Source organism: Methylococcus sp. ANG, assembly GCF_040730495.1.
Classification (GTDB): domain Bacteria; phylum Pseudomonadota; class Gammaproteobacteria; order Methylococcales; family Methylococcaceae; genus Methylococcus.
The window spans coordinates 3,013,845-3,030,959 of the sequence record NZ_CP160399.1 but is presented as its reverse complement, the minus strand read 5'-3'; the positions used below and the strand labels follow the sequence as shown (position 1 = coordinate 3,030,959).

Here is a 17,115-nt window from a genome sequence, read left to right as displayed (position 1 = left end):
TTTGCCTTAATCCGCTAGAAGACGAAAACCGGTTTGTCTCGTTGCCGACAAGGGGCGGCCGGCCCGGCGCCCTTCCAAAGCGCCCGGCACGCAAAGAGGACTTGTATGGTACGGATTACGAAGGTTTGAGCAGGAAGGATGGGTGATGCCGGTGTTTTTGTCGGATTTGCTACAACTCGACACGATGCACCGAAACGGTGAAAGCGATGCGACGATGTTATCGCCCTGGAAACGAGAAAGGCCGGGTCGCCCCGGCCCTTCCGCCCGCCTTCGCGCCTAGGCCGAAGCGCACTGCTTCTCTTCGGTCCGGTAAACCCGGTAGGGCTCGGTTTCGCCCCGGATCACCTTCGCGTCGACCACGACCTTGACGACGTCTTCGGCGGAGGGCAACTCGTACATGGTGTCGAGCAGGGCATGCTCGACGATGGTCCGCAGGCCCCGCGCACCGGTCTTGCGCTCCATGGCGCGCCGGGCGATGGCTCCCAGGGCCTCCGGCAGGATTTCCAGCTCGCAGCCCTCCATTTCGAACAGCCGGGCGTACTGTTTGACGAGGGCGTTTTTCGGCTCGGTCAGGATGCTGACCAGCGCCGCCTCGTCCAGCTCCTCGAGCGTCGCCACGACCGGCAGGCGGCCGATGAACTCCGGTATCAGGCCATAACGGATCAGATCTTCGGCTTCGACCCCCGCCAGGACCTCCCCGAGGTCGGTGTTCTCTTCCTTGCTTTTCACTTCGGCCGAGAAGCCGATGCCGCTCTTTTCCGAACGGGAGCGTATGGTCTTGTCGAGCCCGGCGAAAGCGCCGCCGCAGATGAACAGGATGTTGGCGGTGTTGACCTGCAGGAACTCCTGCTGCGGGTGCTTGCGGCCGCCTTGTGGCGGCACCGAGGCGACGGTGCCCTCCATCAGCTTGAGCAGGGCTTGCTGCACGCCTTCCCCGGACACGTCGCGGGTGATGGACGGACTGTCGGATTTGCGCGAAATCTTGTCGATCTCGTCGATGTAGACGATCCCGTGCTCGGCCTTTTCCACGTCGTAATCGCAGGCCAGCAGGAGCTTCTGGATGATGTTCTCGACGTCTTCGCCGACGTACCCGGCTTCGGTGAGAGTGGTGGCGTCGGCGATGGTGAAAGGGACGTCCAGCACCCGCGCCAGGGTCTCCGCCAGGAGGGTCTTGCCCGAACCGGTCGGACCGATCAGGAGGACGTTGCTCTTGGCCAGCTCGACGTCGTTCTTGAAGGTCCTGGCCTTGAGGCGCTTGTAATGGTTGTACACGGCGACCGAGAGGATGCGCTTGGCCTTGTCCTGGCCGATGACGTATTCGTCCAGAATCGCCTTCATTTCCTTCGGCTTGGGCAGGCCCTCCGCGGCACCGGCCTCGCCGCCCTGCAACTCTTCGCGGATGATGTCGTTGCACAGCTCGACGCATTCGTCGCAGACGAACACGGCGGGGCCTGCGATGAGTTTCCTGACTTCGTGCTGGCTCTTGCCGCAGAACGAGCAATACAGCAGCTTGCCGGACTCTTTGTTTTTCCTGTCTTCGCTCATGGCGCTTACTCCCCTGGTTAGGAACGGTGTTTGGCTGTCACTCTCCCTTTAGACTGGCAAGTTGTGCGCCAAACTGCGAGCCGGCCGCTCAGGCCGCGCGGGCCGCGCGATTCACGAGCACTTTGTCGATCAGGCCGTATTCCACTGCGTCGTTTCCTCCCATGAAATTGTCGCGATCCGTATCGACCTGGATCTTCTCGATGGGCTGGCCGGTATGCTGCGCCAGGATCTTGTTGAGGCGTTCGCGTACCGCCAGGATCTCGCGGGCATGGATGTCGATGTCGCTGGCCTGGCCCTGGAAGCCGCCCAGCGGCTGGTGGATCATGATCCGCGAATGCGGCAGCGAATAGCGCTTGCCCGCCGCGCCCCCGGCCAGCAGCAGGGCGCCCATGCTGGCGGCCTGGCCGACGCAGAGGGTGCTGACGTCGGGCTTGATGAACTGCATGGTGTCGTAGATCGCCAAGCCCGCCGTCACCAGCCCGCCGGGCGAATTGATGTAGAGATGGATGTCCTTGTCGGGATTCTCGGACTCCAGAAACAGCAATTGGGCCATGACCAGATTGGCCATGTAGTCCTCGACCGGCCCCACCAGAAAAATCACGCGTTCCTTGAGCAGGCGGGAGTAGATGTCGAAGGCCCGCTCGCCGCGCGCCGACTGCTCCACCACCACCGGAACCAGTCCGCCGGCGGCCCGTGTTGCGTTGTCCATGCCGTGCCTGTCCTTCATGAAGTTCATCGAATTCGTCCTCGCTCCTGTATGGCGGTTCAGTGCAGCCGGCGCGGGATCGCGAGGCTGAACGCTGCGATGGGCGCCTCGAACGGCATACCGTCGTCGGCGATCAGCTGGTAGCTGCCGTGCATGCTGCCGACCGGGGTGGCGATGGTCGCCGCGCTGGTGTATTCGAAGGCCTCGCCGGGACGGAGGTAGGGATGTTCCCCGACCACGCCTTCGCCGACCACTTCCACCGTCTTGCCGTTCGCGTCGGTGATGATCCAGCGCCGGCCCAGGAGCTTGGCCGGAACGGTGCCGGTATTCTCCATCGTCACGGTGTAGGCGAAGGTGTATTGGTCGGCGTCGGGCTGGGAGTGCTCCCGCAGATAGATGGCCTTTACGTCGACCTTGAGTTCATAGGGCTTACGTCTCATGGCATTGTCCTTGTGTTCACGATTCGCAAAAGTTTCAGCAGCCCGCGTCGGAAGCCGGCAGTTCATCGTCCTGGTCGGCGAAGACCAGCGCAGGACCCTCGGCACTCCCAAGGCGGATCTCGCCCAGCGCCTTCTGTTCGATCACGACCACGGCCAGCACGGCGAAGCCGTGCTCACGCCCGTCCTTCGCCGCCGACACCACGAGGCCGACGCTTTCGTCGAAACCGGGGCGGCACAGCCTGGTGCCGGGAGCAGGAACCTCGGGACAGTCCGCATAGGCCAGAAAGGCCTTGCGTTTGAGCTGGCCCCGGTAATGCAGGCGGGCAATCACCTCCTGCCCGGGGTAGCAGCCCTTCTTGTAGCTCAGGCCGCCGAGCGCTTCGAGGTCCAGCATCTGGGGGATGAACTCGCCGGCGGTATCGGTGGCGACGTGCGGGATGCCGGCCAGTATGTCCAGCAATGCCCATGCCCCCGCTCCCGCCGGCCTGGCCGCCGCTGCGAGCTTTTCCCAAAGGGCGATCATGGCCTGGGAGCTTCCGACCGCCAGCCAGCGTGGCCGCGGCTCGCTGCCCAGGGCAATCAGGGTACAGTCGCCGACCAGCGCGATCCCGCCCCGTTGCTCCGGCAAGGCCGAGCCCAGCGTTTCCGCGATCCCGGCACCGGACAGGCCGATCCGGGCCAGCGTGCCGCTGGCATCGGTGATAGTCGCCTTGGTGCGCAACAGGAACATCTTCAGCCGCGCGATCACGCCGGGCAGCAGTTCCTCCGGCAGCAGCAGGTAATAGGCGCCGTCCCGCAGGAACAGCCAGAACGTGGCCTGGATCCGGCCCTTGCCGTCGCACCAACTGGTGAACTGGCCCAAGGTCTCCGACACTAGGCGCACGTCGCCGGTCAGCATGCTGCCCAGGAATTTGCCGGCCTCCTCGCCCTTGACCTCGATCAGCCCGAAATGGGACAGATCGGCGATGATGTCCCCGCCCAGCGCGACTTCCGCGCCGTCGCCCGCGGCCGGACCGGAACGGTCCAGAAACTCCAACCATTCGGCGGGAGCGTTCGTGGCGGCGCGCCCGGCCATCTGTACTTTCAACGCTTCACCGGCTGCCATGCGTCATCCTCCTCCGGTCCGAAACAGTTCGCGTATTCGTCGCACTCCGCGCAGGTCGGCGAACGGCAGACATAGGCGCCTTCGCGTTCGCAGAGCTGCTTGTAAAAGAATTTTTTCCAGCGCATGCCGCCGGTATTGCGGGCGAACAGCGCGGGGAAATGGCACGCCAGAAGCTCTGACAGCGCCTTCCGGTCGGCCAGCCCCATGTCCTGCCAAAGGTGGTCGTCGCCCATGCAGCAGGCGGCGATGGCGTGCGCGAGCCAGCGGGATTCCACGGCATCGCTGCGGCAGTAATCGAGTAGGAGCCCCAAGAGGGAGTCGAACTCGTCGGCCGGCGCACGCCGCGCGGCGTCCGTGACGGCGGGCGCCGGCTTGATGTAGGCGCCACGCGCGCCGGGAAAATAGCGGTCGAGCAGCGCGCAGAATTCGGCATGGTCGAGTCCGAAGCCCTCGCGGCCCGCCAGCCGCGAGGAACTGCGCGCCAGTTCGATGGCCGACGCGAACGCGAGAATCAGCGGCTCCCGCGGATCCTGCGCGTAAGCCAGCAAGGGGTCATAGCTGAAAACGTCGTTTCTGGCCAGCATGGTCTGCCCTCCCCGGCACAAAGGAAAAACACGCCCGGCAAACCTTGGATCAAGCCGCCAGGGGCACGTGAGTGTAGCACTGCTTGGGGCAGATCTTGGCGCAGGACTCGCAGCCTATGCAGTTGTCGACGTTGGCGATCGACATCACCTTCTTGTCGTACTCGTCGTCGTCATCGTCCTCGTCGGCACTGATGGCCACCGCTTCGCCGTCTTCGTTGATGCCGACCATCTCCAGCACCTCGCGTCCGCAGACCTTGTAGCAGCGCCCGCAGCCGATGCACTTGTCCTGGTTGATCTCGCCGACGAACTTCGGCACCCAGACTTTCCCGCTGGGGAGGGTAACGGAAAATTCACTCATGATTTGACTCCTAACTGGCCGTGCTCTTGCGGAACTCGTCGAGCTGGCGGTATGCCTCATAGGTCTTTTCGGCGACTTCCATGATCTTCGGCCAGCCGGTGGGCAGGTCCTCGGCCAGATCGTGCAAGTCCATCTTCAGCGCCGTCGCCTGGGCGTTGAGCTTTTTCAGCTTCGCCTTCAGTTCTTCTGCTTCATCGCTCATCGGACACCTCGACTCAGCTGTAGTTCGCCACATCGGGATAGCGGGTGATCATCTCCACCCCGGCGTTCACCAGCTTCTCGCCTTCCTCGGCCAGCTTCTCCATGGAAGGGAAGCCGAAGCGGTGCACGTCCCGCAACTGCTTGTTGACCACGATCAGTCGGCCGGCGATCAGAACCATGCGGCCGAAACCCTCGTGGGACATCTTCATCATCGGCGTGACCATGACCTTGGTGGCGCGCTCGATCGACAGGCCCACGGCGTTGTAGAACAGCTCCAGCCGCCACAGGGTCTCCGGATCGGGATCGCCGATGATGGGGATTTCGGCGCGCTTGGCCTTGTCGAGGATGTACGGGTCGAGCAGTTGCTCGTCGCTCTTGCCCTCCCAGGTCCCGTAGGAATCCTGGGCACGCCACTGCTTGACCAGCTCCTTGATGAACGCCGACTCCATCGGCGAGGCGGGGGTTTCCGCCATGACTTTGGCTGCTTCAACCATGTTGCACCTCTTCGTCGTCTTCAAAATCGAATGAACGTTCCTGACCCTTGTTTTCCTTCGCCAGCACCTTGCGCAGCCAGGGCGGCGGGTTACCCCTCAGGACGTCGCGCAGCTTGTCCAGCAGCTCGGCGATCGGTTCCGGCTGGGGCACCTTGATGGGATGGATGCCCTGGGCCACGACCCGCGCCGCTCCGGAACCGCCGATGGCGGCCACGTAGAGAATGGCGCAGTCCTTGATGGCCTCCAGCTTGGGCGCCAGCTTGTCCTCGTTGCCGTCCTCCTGCAGATCGCCCTCGAACTGGATCGCCTCGATGAACTCGCCACCCTCGGTCGAGAGTTCGTAGATGGCGATGTTCTTGGCCCAGCCGAAATGGGCGTCGACGCGCTTGAGATCCTGGGTAGCGAATGCGACTTTCATGCTTCCTCCGCGATTAAACGATTCGTCCGATACATCTTGGGGCTTAATGAGCCGCAAGCGCCTTCTCGCCAACATGTCCCGTTTCCTCCGGAAGAGACCAGGTTTCAGGGGTGGGCTCGTGGCCGCTGGCGATGAACATGTTGCCGATCTCGAAGATGAGATCACGGGTGCCCCGGTAGCCGACGATGGTCTGGTGCGCCGCGCCCAGCCGGTCGAACATCGGGATGCCGATGCGGTAGAAGGGGATCGCCAGCCGTTCCGCCGCCTGCCGGCCGTGGGAATGCGTGACCAGGAGATCGCAGCCGGCGGCGCGCTTTTCCAGGTCTTCCAGGTCACCGAGCAGCACCTGGTCGGTCGCGATGCGTTCCAGCAGCGGCGATTGGGTGGTGGTCACCGCGGCCGCGACCTCGGCGCCCATTTCGCGGAACCAGCCGCTCAGCGTCCACAACAGGTCCGGTTCGGCGCCGATGGCGATGCGCTTGCCACCGAAATGGAAATGCCCGTCCAGCATGGCGTCGACCAGTTGACTGCGCTGGCGCTTGATCTTGTTCGGCACCGGCCGGCCGCTCAAACCCGCCAGCAGGGTGATGAATTCGTCGTTGGCCTCCAGCCCCGTGAGCCGGTCGAACAGGGTGTACGGGACGCCGGTCTTCTTCTCCATCGCCTCGGCGGCAGGCCGCATCTGCTCGCCCACCGCGATGGTGTGGCGCGAGTGCCCCATGCCGGCGATCTCTTCCAGCGAGATGCCGCCGATGGTGGTCGGGGTGAAATCGTCGGGCACGTGGCCGTCCAGCGAACCCGAAAGATCGGGCAGGATCACCGGCTCCAGGCCAAAGGCTTCGATCAGGTCGCGCAGTTCGTCCAGATCGCCCGGCGTCACGTGGGCGCCCGGCAGCAGGTTGACCTTGGCCGGATCGCGCGCGGCATCGGCCGGCACCGGCTCGACCAGTTGCTCGACCATCCGGGTCACGGTCTTGGCCCAGCCGTCCTGGAACGCGTCCTTGAAATCCGGCGTGGAGACGTACACCAGTTTGATGTGATCCAGCTCGGGGTGCTTTTCCCGGATCAGTTTGAGGTAGCCGTCGACGTCGTCGCCCTTGGTCTCGGTCACGCCGGTGGAGGAGATGCCGATGATCGCAGGCTTCTGCCGGTTGGCGATGGTGATGATCGCCTGCTCCACGTTCTCCAGCCCGCCCAGCACGGTGGCGACCTCGCTCATGGCGGTGGTCTGCAGCGGGATGGCTTCCTTGAAATGGCGCACGAACAGCACCAGGCCGAACGAGGTGCAGCCCTGCGAGCCGTGGAACAGCGGCATGCAGTTCTTCAGCCCCATGAAGGCCAGCGCGCTGCCGATCGGCTGGCTCATCTTCAGCGGATTGACGGTGCAGGACTTCTGCGAATGGGTGACCTTGGCCATGGCCGCCTCACGCCGCCTGTTTCGCCGGTTCGTTTATCGAGCCCGGCCGCCACTCTTCGATGCTGTCGAGGATGCCGGCGATGGTGCCCGTGCAGCCGGTGCAGCCGCTACCGGCATGGGTCCGCTCGGTGACCGCCTCGACGCTGTCCAGCCCGTGTTCGAGGATGGCGTCCTCGATGGAGCCGCGATCCACCGCCTTGCACTTGCAGATGCGGGCCGAGCGGCGCTGCGCCTTGGCCAACTCCGGATCGGCGGCCAGGGCGGCGGCCTCGGCGGCGATGGCCGCATCGGCCCGCTCCTCCCAGGTGGTTTCCTCCCAGGGCGCGCGCTTCCTCACCTGCTCCCAGACCGGATTGGACAGGGCCTTGTCGATTTCCTTGACCAGTTCGACCATGCCCACATAACCCATGTAGGCATGATGGCGTTCCTGGTTGATGTCCAGCCAGGGCATCTTGGCCTTGAGCGCCACGAATTGGGAGCGCCCGCCGGACAGCATGATGTCGGCCTTGGCCTCCTTCAGCATCTTGTACATCTCGCGCGGGCTCATGTCGTCGATCATGTGCGCGTCCTCGCCCATGAGTTCCTTGATGCGCTCCTTGTCTTCCTTGGTCGATTTCTTGACGCTGGTGCCGACCAGTTCGAGCCCCGCCTCCTGCAGCGCGGCGACCACCGACCAGGATTTCACGCCGCCGGTGATGAGCAGCACCTTCTTGCCCGCCAGGCGCTGCTTGTAGGGTTCGATGCCGGCCCAGGCGCGCGCTTCTTCGCGGGCGATCAAGGCCTCGGTGCGCTCCATCAGCTCGGCCGGCGCGCCGCGCTCGATCAGGAGCTGGGAGATCTCCCGCAGCGCGTCGCTGGTGTCCTCGATGCCGTAGAACGAGCCCTCGAAGAAGGGAATGCCGTAGCGCTCCTCCATCTTGCGGGCGATGTTGATCATGGACTTGGAGCAGACCATCATCGCCGCCTTGGCGCGATGCGAACAGGCCACGTCGTGGTATTTGGCGTCGCCCGAGATGCAGCACAGGATGCGGATGCCCAGCTCGTCCAGCAGCGGCTTGACCTGCCACAGCTCGCCGGACAGGTTGTATTCGCCGATGATGTTGATGTCGTAGGGCGTGGTGTATTCCGGCTCCTCGGTGCCGATGACGTGGTCGAGGATGGCCTCGCCGGCCAGCTTGTTGCCGAGGTTCTTGGGACCGACGAAGCCGGGCGAATTGACCGGGATCACCGGCTTGCCGAATTTCTTGGAAGCCGCCTTGCAGACCGCGTCGATGTCGTCGCCGATCATCGCCGGCACGCAGGTCTGGTAGACGAAGACCGCGGGCGGATCGTATTTTTCGATGATTTCCTTCACCGACTTGTACAGCCGCTTCTCGCCGCCGAACACCACGTCGGTTTCGTTGATGTCGGTGGTGAATCCGGTGCGCCACAGATTGGAACCGGACGATTTGGAGCCGCGGTTGTCCCAGGAGTTGCCCTCGCAGGCGATGGGGCCGTGCACCAGATGGGCCACGTCGGTGATCGGCTGCAGCGCGATCTTGGCGCCGTCGAAGGCGCAACCGCCGGCCGCCCCGCCGGGCTGGAGTTGCTTGGTGCAGCCCTTCTTGCGCTCCTTCTCGGACTTGCCCTGGTTCTTGCCGCAACCGGGCTCGTTGAAAACGTCCTGAATCTTGCTCGATAAGCTGCTCATACCCCACCTCCACGACTACGCATATCTCGTTCATGCAGAGGACGTGCCACAAGCGCATCAGATTGATCTATAACTTTTTCCCCTCCTCGAACGCGAATCATCCTGTAACCTTGTGAACAAACTGCACGGTCAATGTAAGGAAGCGCACAACGCAGGAACTCAAGCACGCCAGGTACGTCAAATTGACGTACAATAGCCCTGGTTCATTAGAGGAGCACCCCATGACCACCGAATCCGCCCGCATCAGCCTCCGCACCAGCCTCGAGGCGAAAGCCCTGATCGAGCGCGCCGCCGCGATGATGGGCACCACCGTGTCCGGCTTCATGCTGCAGAACGCCTACGAGGCCGCGCGCCGGATCGTGGCAGACAACGATACGCTGCTGCTTTCCCAGCAGGCGTTCGAGGCTTTCGTCACCGCTTGCGAAAATCCCGAGGAACCGAACGAGGCACTGCGCGCCCTGATGGCACGGCGCTGAATGGGCTTGCGCATCGAATTGCTCGATCGGCATCATCGCCGCGACGGTTTCGACTGCGGCCATGCCGCGCTCAACGATTTCCTCCGCCTGCAAGCGGGCCAACTGCAACGTCGAGGGTTCGGGAAGACCTATGTCGCGCTGGCCGAAAACAGCTTCGATGTCATCGGATTTGTCACGGTAAGCGTGGGACAAGTGGCCGCGCAGGCCCTGCCTGCCGGCCTGAAGCTACCCCGTCATCCCGCCCCCATCCTGCGGATCGGACGTCTCGCCGTCGATCGAAGGGAACAGGGCAAAGGGTATGGCCAGGACTTGCTGGCCTTTGCCTTGCATCTGGCATTGGAGTTTTCGACTCAAGTCGGCTTGTATGCCGTAGTGGTGGACGCCAAAGGCGAGGAGACGGCGGGGTTTTATCGGCGGCTGGGTTTCGTCCCGACGCTGGACGAAGCCTTGTGCCTGTTTCTGCCTTTGTCTTCGCTGGCGAAAACGAAAACGCCGCGGGGCCTCGCCTCCGGCGCGGGCAGTGAGGAAAAATCGGCGAAGTGATAATCCCCCACCGGCACGGAACGCCGGCGGCTTGACCCGCCGGCGGTGTTACCGGATGAATCCGGCTCCGCCCCTCAGACGACGCCGGGCTCGCCGCTGAATCTGACCAGGATGTCCTCGTCGCGGACGATGTACTGGCAGGCCAGGCGATAGCGCGGCGGCTTGTCGTTGACGACCGCTTCTTCGATCTCCGCCTTGGAGAGCTTTCCCGCCGCCAGCAGGGTCGCACGTTCCTTCTCGGTGAGATCCTGCGCCATGAAGGGCTTGTCCGACAGCGACACCACTTCCATCACGCAGGAACCGCAGTTGCCGTCCTCGCACTCGAAGGGCAGCGGAATCTTGTTTTTCTGAGCCACCTTCAGGAGGGTGTGGGTGTCGCCGGCCACCGCGTAGACGGTGACGTCCTTCGGCAAGAGCGGGGAGGAAAAAGTCACGTTAGCCATGTTGTTGTCCTTGATCGACCAGTTTGAAAGGAAACCGAGCCGCCTGGGTGAATCCGGCGCTCGCCGAGCAGTGTATCGGAAATAACCACACTTTTCGTGACGTATTTGCATACTGCTGCGCGGCCATTGCGCTGTCCTGCCGGGCACCGGCCAGGACAGGGCGATGGCTTGCGAACCGACCTTTTCCGGCCTGCCGCGCTGATGAAGGGGGCACCAGCGCGGACAGGAGGAAAAGACCTACGTGCCGCGAATCAGCGAATGATGTCGAAGCTGTAGTCGGTTTTGGCGGGAATGTTGGTGTTGGCGTCGATCGCGTCGAACATGCGATCGAGGATCCAGACCAGTACATTCAGTCCGCCCTGATAGCCCCACACCGGGTAGCGGTGCTTGTGGTGACGATCGAAGATCGGGAAGCCGATGCGGATCAGCGGCGTGCCGGTGTCGCGTTCCAGGTATTTGCCGTAGGTGTTGCCGATCAGGAAGTCGACCGGGTCGGTGAACAGGAGCGAGCGCATGTGCCACAGGTCGCGGCCCGGGTAGACCTTGCAGTTCTTGCCGAACGGCGAGGAATCGAACAGCGCCTGCATCTTCTTTTCCCAAGCCTTGCCGCCATTGGTGGCGAGGACGTGGGTCGGTTCCGCACCCAGCTCCAGCAGGAACTCCGCCAGGCCGTAGCACAGGTCGGGATCGCCGTAGATGGCGAACTTCTGACCGTGGATGTGGGCGGTGGAGTCGGCGATGGCGTCGACCAGGCGGCCGCGCTCCTTCTCCAGCTCGGCCGGGATCGGCTTGCCGGTCAGGCGCGAGATTTCCATCAGGAACTTGTCGGTGCCCTTCACGCCGATCGGGTGATTCAGAGCGACGACTTCCTGGCCATGCTCGGCGATGAACGGCAGGGTTTTCTCCGTGCAGAATTCCTGCATCGAGATGGTGGCCTTGGCGTGCAGGGCGTTGGCCGCCTGCTCCAGGGTCGTGCCGCCGTCGTACATGCGGAACTCGCCGTCGGTCGGGGTATCCCACACATCGCTGTTGTCGCCGATGATGGTGTAATCGATGCCGAACAAGCCGAAGATGCGCTTGATCTCGCGCAGGTTGCCCACGGTGTAGCCGTCGAAGCCGCCGAGGAAGTTGATCGACTCGTTGGGCTGGCGCACCAGCGGCTCGACGGTGCCGGCCTTGCCGTCCCAGAAGTGCTGCAGGATGCCCTTCATGACGTTGTCGTAGCCGGTGATGTGGCTGCCGACGAAGGCCGGGGTATGGGCGAACGGAACATCGAACTCGGCCGGAATGCTGCCCTTCTCCTTCGAGGTCTTGATGAAGGCGTTCAAGTCGTCGCCGATCACTTCCGCCATGCAGGTGGTGGAAACCGCGATCATCTTCGGCTTGTACATGTTGTAGGTGTTGGCCAGACCGTCGATCATGTTGTTCAGGCCGCCGAACACCGCCGCGTCTTCCGTCATGGACGAAGACACACAGGAGGTCGGCTCCTTGAAGTGGCGGCTGAAGTGCGAGCGGTAGTAAGCCACACAACCCTGCGAGCCATGAACGAAGGGAATGGTGCCTTCGAAACCGACGGCCGCGAAGACGGCGCCCAGCGGCTGGCAGGCCTTGGCGGGGTTGACGACCAGCGCTTCACGGGCGAAGTTCTTTTCCTTGTATTCCTCGGTCTTGACCCATTCCCGCACCTCCTCGACCTGTGCGTCGGGAGGCATGAATTCAAACTCTTTTCTCTTGTTCTCGAACAGGTTCGTATATTCCGGCTCGCGGAACAGGTTGAAATGATCGAGAACCTTCTCTGCATTCTGACTCATGGCTTAACTCCTAAAAACGTCGGTTGGTAGGGTGCGCCCGGCGGGCGCACCTTTGGAGCCTTGAACACGGTGCGCCAGGCGCACCCTACTGACCTTCTCTCCGGCTGCGGCTTAGGCAGCGCTCTTCCACGGGGCCTTGGTCAAACCCCAGACCGGGTTATTGATGGCCATGTCCATGTCCCTGGCGAAAATGGCGAAGCCGTCATAACCGTGGTAAGGGCCGGAATAGTCCCAGGAATGCATCTGCCGGAACGGTACGCCCATCTTCTGGAACACGTACTTTTCCTTGATGCCGGAACCGACCAGGTCAGGCTGCACGGATTCGACGAACTTCTCGAACTCGTAGCCGGTCACGTCGTCGTAGATCAGCGTGCCGTCCTTGACGTAGTGCGTGGTGCGCTGATAGTCGTCGTTGTGGCCGAACTCGTAGCCGGTGCCGACGATTTCCATGCCCAGATCTTCATAGGCGCCGATCACGTGACGGGGACGCAGGCCGCCCACGTACAGCATGACCTTCTTGCCTTCCAGACGCGGACGGTACTTGTCGATCACCGCCTGCATGAGGGGCTGGTACTTGGCGATGACGGCTTCGGCCTTTTCCTTGATGCTGTCGTCGAAGAAGCTGGCGATCTTCCGCAGCGATTCGGCGATCTTGGTGGGACCGAAGAAGTTGTACTCCACCCAAGGCACACCGTACTTCTCTTCCAGGTGGCGCGAGATGTAGTTCATCGAACGGTAGCAGTGCAGCACGTTCAGCTTGGCCTTCGGGGTATTTTCCAGCTCGGCCAGCGAGCCGTCGCCGGACCACTGGGCGATCACGCGCAGCCCCATTTCTTCCAGTAGGATGCGGGAAGACCAGGCGTCGCCGCCGATGTTGTAGTCGCCGATGATGGCGACGTCATAGGGCGTAGTCTGGAACTCGGGGTGCTTGTCGCCCGCCTTGTCGAACACCCAGTCGCGGACCGCGTCGTTGGCGATGTGATGGCCCAGCGACTGCGAGACGCCGCGGAAACCTTCGCAACGGACGGGAACGATGGTCTTGCCTTCGTATTCCTTCGATTTCTTCTTGGACACGGCTTCGATGTCGTCGCCGATGAGGCCGATCGGGCATTCGGACTGGACGGTGATGCCGTGGTTCAGCGGGAACAGCTCTTCGATTTCGTCGATGATCTTCTCCAGCTTCTTGTCGCCGCCGAAGACGATGTCCTTCTCCTGGAAGTCGGAGGTGAACTGCATGGTGACGAAGGTGTCGATGCCGGTGGTGCCGATGTAGTAGTTGCGGCGCGACGCCCAGGAATACTGGCCGCAGCCGACGGGACCGTGGCTGATGTGGATCATGTCCTTGATGGGCCCCCAGACCACACCCTTGGAACCCGCGTAGGCGCAGCCGCGGATGGTCATGACGCCGGGGATCGACTTGATGTTGGATTTGACCCCGCAGTCGGGCTTGCCTTCTTCGAAGGTGCCAAGGTGCTTGGCACGGCGCTTGGCCGTCTTGTCGGGATAAACCTCAAGCACCTCTTTGATGAGGTCCTTGTTTCTCTGTTTGACTTGCTCAACTGTGAGGCTCATTTTTAAGCTCCTGATTGAGTTGGTGAAAAACGACCGGATGGCCAAGGCGCGGTGTGCGGACCCAGCCCGCACACCGCTTGTGCCGCCAGTCTCCTTACGCTGCCAGCTCGGCTGCGGTCTTGCCGACCTGCGACTCGTCGACCTGAGCCATCACGCCGTGCTCCATCAACAGGTCTTCCAGTTCGTCCATGGTGATCGGGGTCGGGATGATGCCCTGGCCCGAGTTGTTATGGACCTTCTCGGCCAGGTTGCGGTAGTGCTGGGCCTGCTGGGAATCCGGGGCATACTCGATCACGGTCATGCGGCGGAGCTCCGCGTGCTGCACGATGTTGTCGCGCGGCACGAAGTAGATCAGCTTGGTGCCGAGCTTCTTGGCCAGCGACTCGGCCAGCTCCAGCTCCTTGTCGGTCTTGCGCTCGTTGCAGACCAGCCCGCCCAGACGCACACCGCCGGAGTTGGCGTACTTCAGAATGCCCTTGGAGATGTTGTTGGCCGCGTACATGGCCATCATTTCGCCGGACATGACGATGTAGATTTCCTGTGCCTTGTTCTCACGGATGGGCATGGCGAAACCGCCGCAGACCACGTCGCCGAGCACGTCGTAGGAGACGTAGTCGATGCCGTCATAAGCGCCTTCCTCTTCCAGGAAGTTGATCGAGGTGATCACACCCCGGCCGGCGCAGCCGACGCCCGGTTCCGGACCGCCGGATTCCACGCAACGGATGTCGCGGAAGCCGACCTTCATGACGTCTTCCAGCTCCAGGTCCTCGACGCTGCCGGCATCGGCGGCCAGGGACAGGATGGTGTCCTGGGCCTTTGCGTGCAGGATCAGACGGGTGGAGTCGGCCTTCGGGTCGCAGCCGACGATGAGGATCTTCTGGCCCATCTCGGCCAGAGCAGCCAGGGTGTTCTGGGAGGTGGTGGACTTGCCGATACCGCCTTTGCCGTAGAACGCGATTTGTCTCAGACTTGACATGGTGTTTCTCCGAATTTATCAGGATGATCGATGCTTCATGGCCAGCAGCATTCCGCCGATGTTGGAACTTCCGACCCGCCGCAGAGGATGGCGCTTTCTTTTTCTTATTCTTGCCGCCGCCACTTTCACGGCAGTGAACACTGCACGCTTATCTCCGATGCAACCGGTGTGCCACACCTTTGCATGTCCGCCTAACAGCTTGAAATACCTGTAGACGCGCCCCATAAACGAGCGCCTCGAGGGCTTCGTGGCCATGTTCACAACGCTACAAAACCTCACTGTTTGTAGGGAACGGCACAAGTGGTCAGCGCCTTTCCAAGCTCCCGCCGCAAAGCTCAAGCCTTTGAAAAAACCGGCCACCGGGAAACCGGGAAAAGAACGGCACATCGATTGCTAGATTCTGGATGAAGGTCTCCATACTCCATCGGGGCGTCGACGGCTCCGGTGGAGTTCCTAGGGACCTCGAGAGGCGCAGCCGACTCAACCGGACCGGAAACCTAAATAGGAGAAGCCCATGCAAATAGGCGTCGATACTGAAAGAGCGGTGGACGACAGGCGGGTCTTCGTCGTCGACGACGACGAGATCACCAGCGCCGCCTTGCAGTTCATGCTGCACGACGAAATCGAGACCCATGAGCTGAGCAGCCTCGAAGCCGCCTATGCCAAGGCGGTGGACTGGAAGCCTGCGGTATTGCTGCTGGGACTGGGCGTGGTCAGGAGCCGCGGCATCGGCGTACTGGAAGAAATCCGCGCGCGGCTGGAGGACATCAAGATCATCGTGGTGGCCGATGCCGCCACCGATCCCTTGGCGCAGGAATGCCTCAAGCAGGGTGCGAACTCCCTGCTTGCGAAACCCCTCACCATCGAAAAGGCTCGCCAGAAGGTGGACATGCAACTGGGCCGCAAGGTCAAGCTTGCCATCCCGGTCGTCGTCACCTGAGCGCGATTGCTCGGAACCCGAACTTTCCGCACGGTTCTGGGCAGTTCGGCCCGTTACGCGCCCTGTTTCAACGCAAAACCGTCGATTTCATCGTAAACCACCATTAAGGAGCGTCATGACCACCATTAGCGAAACTGCCCTCGCGTCCCTGGAAAACGAAAACCGGCTGTTGAGCCCGGTCTTCAAAGGCGCCACCGCCCAGCCGGGTGTCTTCGGCTTCCGCGGGATGATCGCCCTGAAGTTCGCCCAGCAGTTGAGCGACGAGGCTCGCCCGCCTGAAATCAAGTTCGATCAGGTGATGACCGTGGCGAAAGCCGGCGAATCCACCCTTCCCTTCCTGGCCGGAGTGGCGCTGTCGCTGGAACATATGGATCTGCTGATGGACGTCCTGGGCGACAAGCTGTCTCCCACCGGCAAGTATTTCTTCTTCGCCGGCAACCTGGACATTTCCAAGCGCTACCAGATCACCCACCGCGGCGCCACGTTCTGGGTGCTGCCGTTGGACGAGGCGACCGTCTACAACGAACTACTGGAGCTGTTCCGCATCGAAAAGAACGACCTGAGAAAGCTCGACACCGCCGGCAAGCTGGTTGCCGTCGCGGATGCCGCGGCCAGCTTCGACGAAAAGTTCGACGTGATCAGCTTCGAAGAGGGCCTGAAGATCATGGGCCCGATCCGGATTCCGGAAAACCGTCCGGTCTGAACCTTCAAATGGAACGCCGCCGGGGGCGGCGTTCCCCTGCCCGGTAAGAATCAGCCATGTTCACCAAAGCCTGTGACGAAAGCGAACTGAAGGAGGGCAAGTACGAGGTGGTGGCGGTCAACCGCACCCTGATGCTGGTGGTATGGCCGACCGGCGCCCGGCCTCGCGCCTTCCAGGGAATGTGCCCCCATGCCCGCGAACCGCTGGCGGATGCCCGTTTCGACGGCAAAACCCTGACCTGCGCGCACCACGATTGGGAGTTCGACAGCAACGGCGCCTGCATCAAGGGCAAGCACTGCACCCTGGCCGAATATCCGCTGAAGATCGAAAACGGCGAAGTCCTGATCGATACCGACGGGGTTTCCGCCAATTATTTGAGAGACGAAAGCTAGCCGACTTTCGCGCATCGATTACACCCACCCCAAGGAGCAAACCATGACCTACCAAGTGATCAAATCGGCCCTGAAATTGTGTACGGGCACGCGCAAGAGCAGCGGCGAACCCTGCAACGGCACGCTGTACACCTGCAAGGCTTGCGGCGCCACCGGCTGCAAGCAGTCGCGCGACGATCTCTGTTCGGACCAGGCTTTCAACGTGCTGGAACACTGCCTAAAATGCGGCGCGATCGGCCAGGCCGAGGCCGTCGCCGCCGGCGATTACCGTCCGCACCAGGCCTGGGCGAGCTGAAACCGC

General features: G+C 62.5%; 21 protein-coding genes. 6 read left to right on the top strand and 15 right to left on the bottom strand.

Going from position 1 to position 17,115, the window contains the following annotated elements:
* Window positions 1-276: 276 nt before the first annotated feature.
* The 11 genes from clpX to nifE all read right to left on the bottom strand — a co-directional run bounded on the left by clpX (window position 277) and on the right by nifE (window position 8,958).
* Window positions 277-1,545 carry an ATP-dependent Clp protease ATP-binding subunit ClpX gene (clpX, locus tag ABZN20_RS14730; RefSeq protein ID WP_367025735.1) on the bottom strand — a complete coding sequence of 423 codons (1,269 nt, stop codon included), beginning with the start codon at window positions 1,543-1,545 and terminating at the stop codon, window positions 277-279.
* Window positions 1,546-1,633: 88 nt separating this feature from the next.
* Entirely contained in the window at window positions 1,634-2,254 is a 621-nt protein-coding gene (gene clpP / locus ABZN20_RS14725) for an ATP-dependent Clp endopeptidase proteolytic subunit ClpP (RefSeq protein ID WP_423246447.1), read from the bottom strand.
* 56 nt (window positions 2,255-2,310) lie between these two features.
* The gene (apaG, locus tag ABZN20_RS14720) at window positions 2,311-2,691 is read right to left on the bottom strand and encodes a Co2+/Mg2+ efflux protein ApaG (protein WP_367025734.1); all 381 of its coding nucleotides are present in this window, start codon (window positions 2,689-2,691) and stop codon (window positions 2,311-2,313) included.
* 34 nt (window positions 2,692-2,725) lie between these two features.
* Window positions 2,726-3,796, bottom strand: a complete 1,071-nt coding sequence (locus tag ABZN20_RS14715; RefSeq protein ID WP_367025733.1) for a YgfZ/GcvT domain-containing protein — start codon at window positions 3,794-3,796, stop codon at window positions 2,726-2,728.
* Complete coding sequence (locus ABZN20_RS14710; protein WP_367025732.1) at window positions 3,775-4,380, bottom strand: nitrogen fixation protein NifQ; 606 nt, start codon at window positions 4,378-4,380, stop codon at window positions 3,775-3,777. Before ABZN20_RS14710 ends, ABZN20_RS14715 begins: the two co-directional genes overlap by 22 nt.
* Window positions 4,381-4,429: 49 nt before the next feature.
* A complete protein-coding gene (fdxB, locus tag ABZN20_RS14705) occupies window positions 4,430-4,738 on the bottom strand; it encodes a ferredoxin III, nif-specific (RefSeq protein ID WP_218808057.1) in 309 nt (102 codons plus the stop codon).
* A gap of 10 nt (window positions 4,739-4,748) precedes the next feature.
* Window positions 4,749-4,940, bottom strand: coding sequence for a CCE_0567 family metalloprotein (locus ABZN20_RS14700; protein WP_169602473.1), 192 nt, complete (start codon window positions 4,938-4,940; stop codon window positions 4,749-4,751).
* Between the two features lie 13 nt (window positions 4,941-4,953).
* Window positions 4,954-5,433 carry a NifX-associated nitrogen fixation protein gene (locus ABZN20_RS14695; protein WP_218808058.1) on the bottom strand — a complete coding sequence of 160 codons (480 nt, stop codon included), beginning with the start codon at window positions 5,431-5,433 and terminating at the stop codon, window positions 4,954-4,956.
* Window positions 5,426-5,851 carry a nitrogen fixation protein NifX gene (nifX, locus tag ABZN20_RS14690; RefSeq protein WP_218808059.1) on the bottom strand — a complete coding sequence of 142 codons (426 nt, stop codon included), beginning with the start codon at window positions 5,849-5,851 and terminating at the stop codon, window positions 5,426-5,428. The genes ABZN20_RS14695 and nifX overlap by 8 nt, the downstream gene beginning before the upstream one ends.
* Before the next feature lie 43 nt (window positions 5,852-5,894).
* Window positions 5,895-7,268, bottom strand: coding sequence for a nitrogenase iron-molybdenum cofactor biosynthesis protein NifN (gene nifN, locus ABZN20_RS14685; protein ID WP_367025731.1), 1,374 nt, complete (start codon window positions 7,266-7,268; stop codon window positions 5,895-5,897).
* 7 nt (window positions 7,269-7,275) lie between these two features.
* A complete protein-coding gene (nifE, locus tag ABZN20_RS14680) occupies window positions 7,276-8,958 on the bottom strand; it encodes a nitrogenase iron-molybdenum cofactor biosynthesis protein NifE (protein WP_367025730.1) in 1,683 nt (560 codons plus the stop codon).
* Window positions 8,959-9,179: 221 nt separating this feature from the next.
* Here nifE and ABZN20_RS14675 point away from each other — a divergent pair, with 221 nt between their 5' ends.
* Window positions 9,180-9,434, top strand: coding sequence for a DUF1778 domain-containing protein (locus ABZN20_RS14675; protein ID WP_218808062.1), 255 nt, complete (start codon window positions 9,180-9,182; stop codon window positions 9,432-9,434).
* Window positions 9,435-9,977 (top strand): GNAT family N-acetyltransferase, encoded by a 543-nt coding sequence (locus tag ABZN20_RS14670; protein WP_367025729.1) that lies wholly within the window; start codon window positions 9,435-9,437, stop codon window positions 9,975-9,977.
* A 74-nt stretch (window positions 9,978-10,051) separates the two neighbouring features.
* Here ABZN20_RS14670 and ABZN20_RS14665 read toward each other — a convergent pair whose 3' ends face one another.
* The 4 genes from ABZN20_RS14665 to nifH all read right to left on the bottom strand — a co-directional run bounded on the left by ABZN20_RS14665 (window position 10,052) and on the right by nifH (window position 14,779).
* Window positions 10,052-10,420, bottom strand: coding sequence for a 2Fe-2S iron-sulfur cluster-binding protein (locus ABZN20_RS14665; protein ID WP_218808064.1), 369 nt, complete (start codon window positions 10,418-10,420; stop codon window positions 10,052-10,054).
* 251 nt (window positions 10,421-10,671) lie between these two features.
* Window positions 10,672-12,231, bottom strand: coding sequence for a nitrogenase molybdenum-iron protein subunit beta (nifK, locus tag ABZN20_RS14660; protein ID WP_367025727.1), 1,560 nt, complete (start codon window positions 12,229-12,231; stop codon window positions 10,672-10,674).
* Window positions 12,232-12,342: 111 nt separating this feature from the next.
* Entirely contained in the window at window positions 12,343-13,803 is a 1,461-nt protein-coding gene (nifD, locus tag ABZN20_RS14655) for a nitrogenase molybdenum-iron protein alpha chain (RefSeq protein WP_218808066.1), read from the bottom strand.
* A gap of 94 nt (window positions 13,804-13,897) precedes the next feature.
* Window positions 13,898-14,779 (bottom strand): nitrogenase iron protein, encoded by an 882-nt coding sequence (nifH, locus tag ABZN20_RS14650; protein ID WP_218808067.1) that lies wholly within the window; start codon window positions 14,777-14,779, stop codon window positions 13,898-13,900.
* A 514-nt stretch (window positions 14,780-15,293) separates the two neighbouring features.
* On the opposite strand from nifH, the gene ABZN20_RS14645 reads away from it, so the two are divergent.
* From ABZN20_RS14645 to ABZN20_RS14630, 4 genes are all read left to right on the top strand, one after another.
* Window positions 15,294-15,719 (top strand): response regulator, encoded by a 426-nt coding sequence (locus ABZN20_RS14645; RefSeq protein ID WP_218808068.1) that lies wholly within the window; start codon window positions 15,294-15,296, stop codon window positions 15,717-15,719.
* A gap of 115 nt (window positions 15,720-15,834) precedes the next feature.
* On the top strand, window positions 15,835-16,422 hold the full coding sequence (locus ABZN20_RS14640; RefSeq protein ID WP_367025726.1) for a hypothetical protein: 588 nt from the start codon (window positions 15,835-15,837) through the stop codon (window positions 16,420-16,422).
* Window positions 16,423-16,478: 56 nt separating this feature from the next.
* Entirely contained in the window at window positions 16,479-16,814 is a 336-nt protein-coding gene (locus tag ABZN20_RS14635) for a Rieske 2Fe-2S domain-containing protein (RefSeq protein WP_218808070.1), read from the top strand.
* 43 nt (window positions 16,815-16,857) lie between these two features.
* Window positions 16,858-17,109 carry a hypothetical protein gene (locus tag ABZN20_RS14630; protein WP_367025725.1) on the top strand — a complete coding sequence of 84 codons (252 nt, stop codon included), beginning with the start codon at window positions 16,858-16,860 and terminating at the stop codon, window positions 17,107-17,109.
* Window positions 17,110-17,115 lie beyond the last annotated feature (6 nt).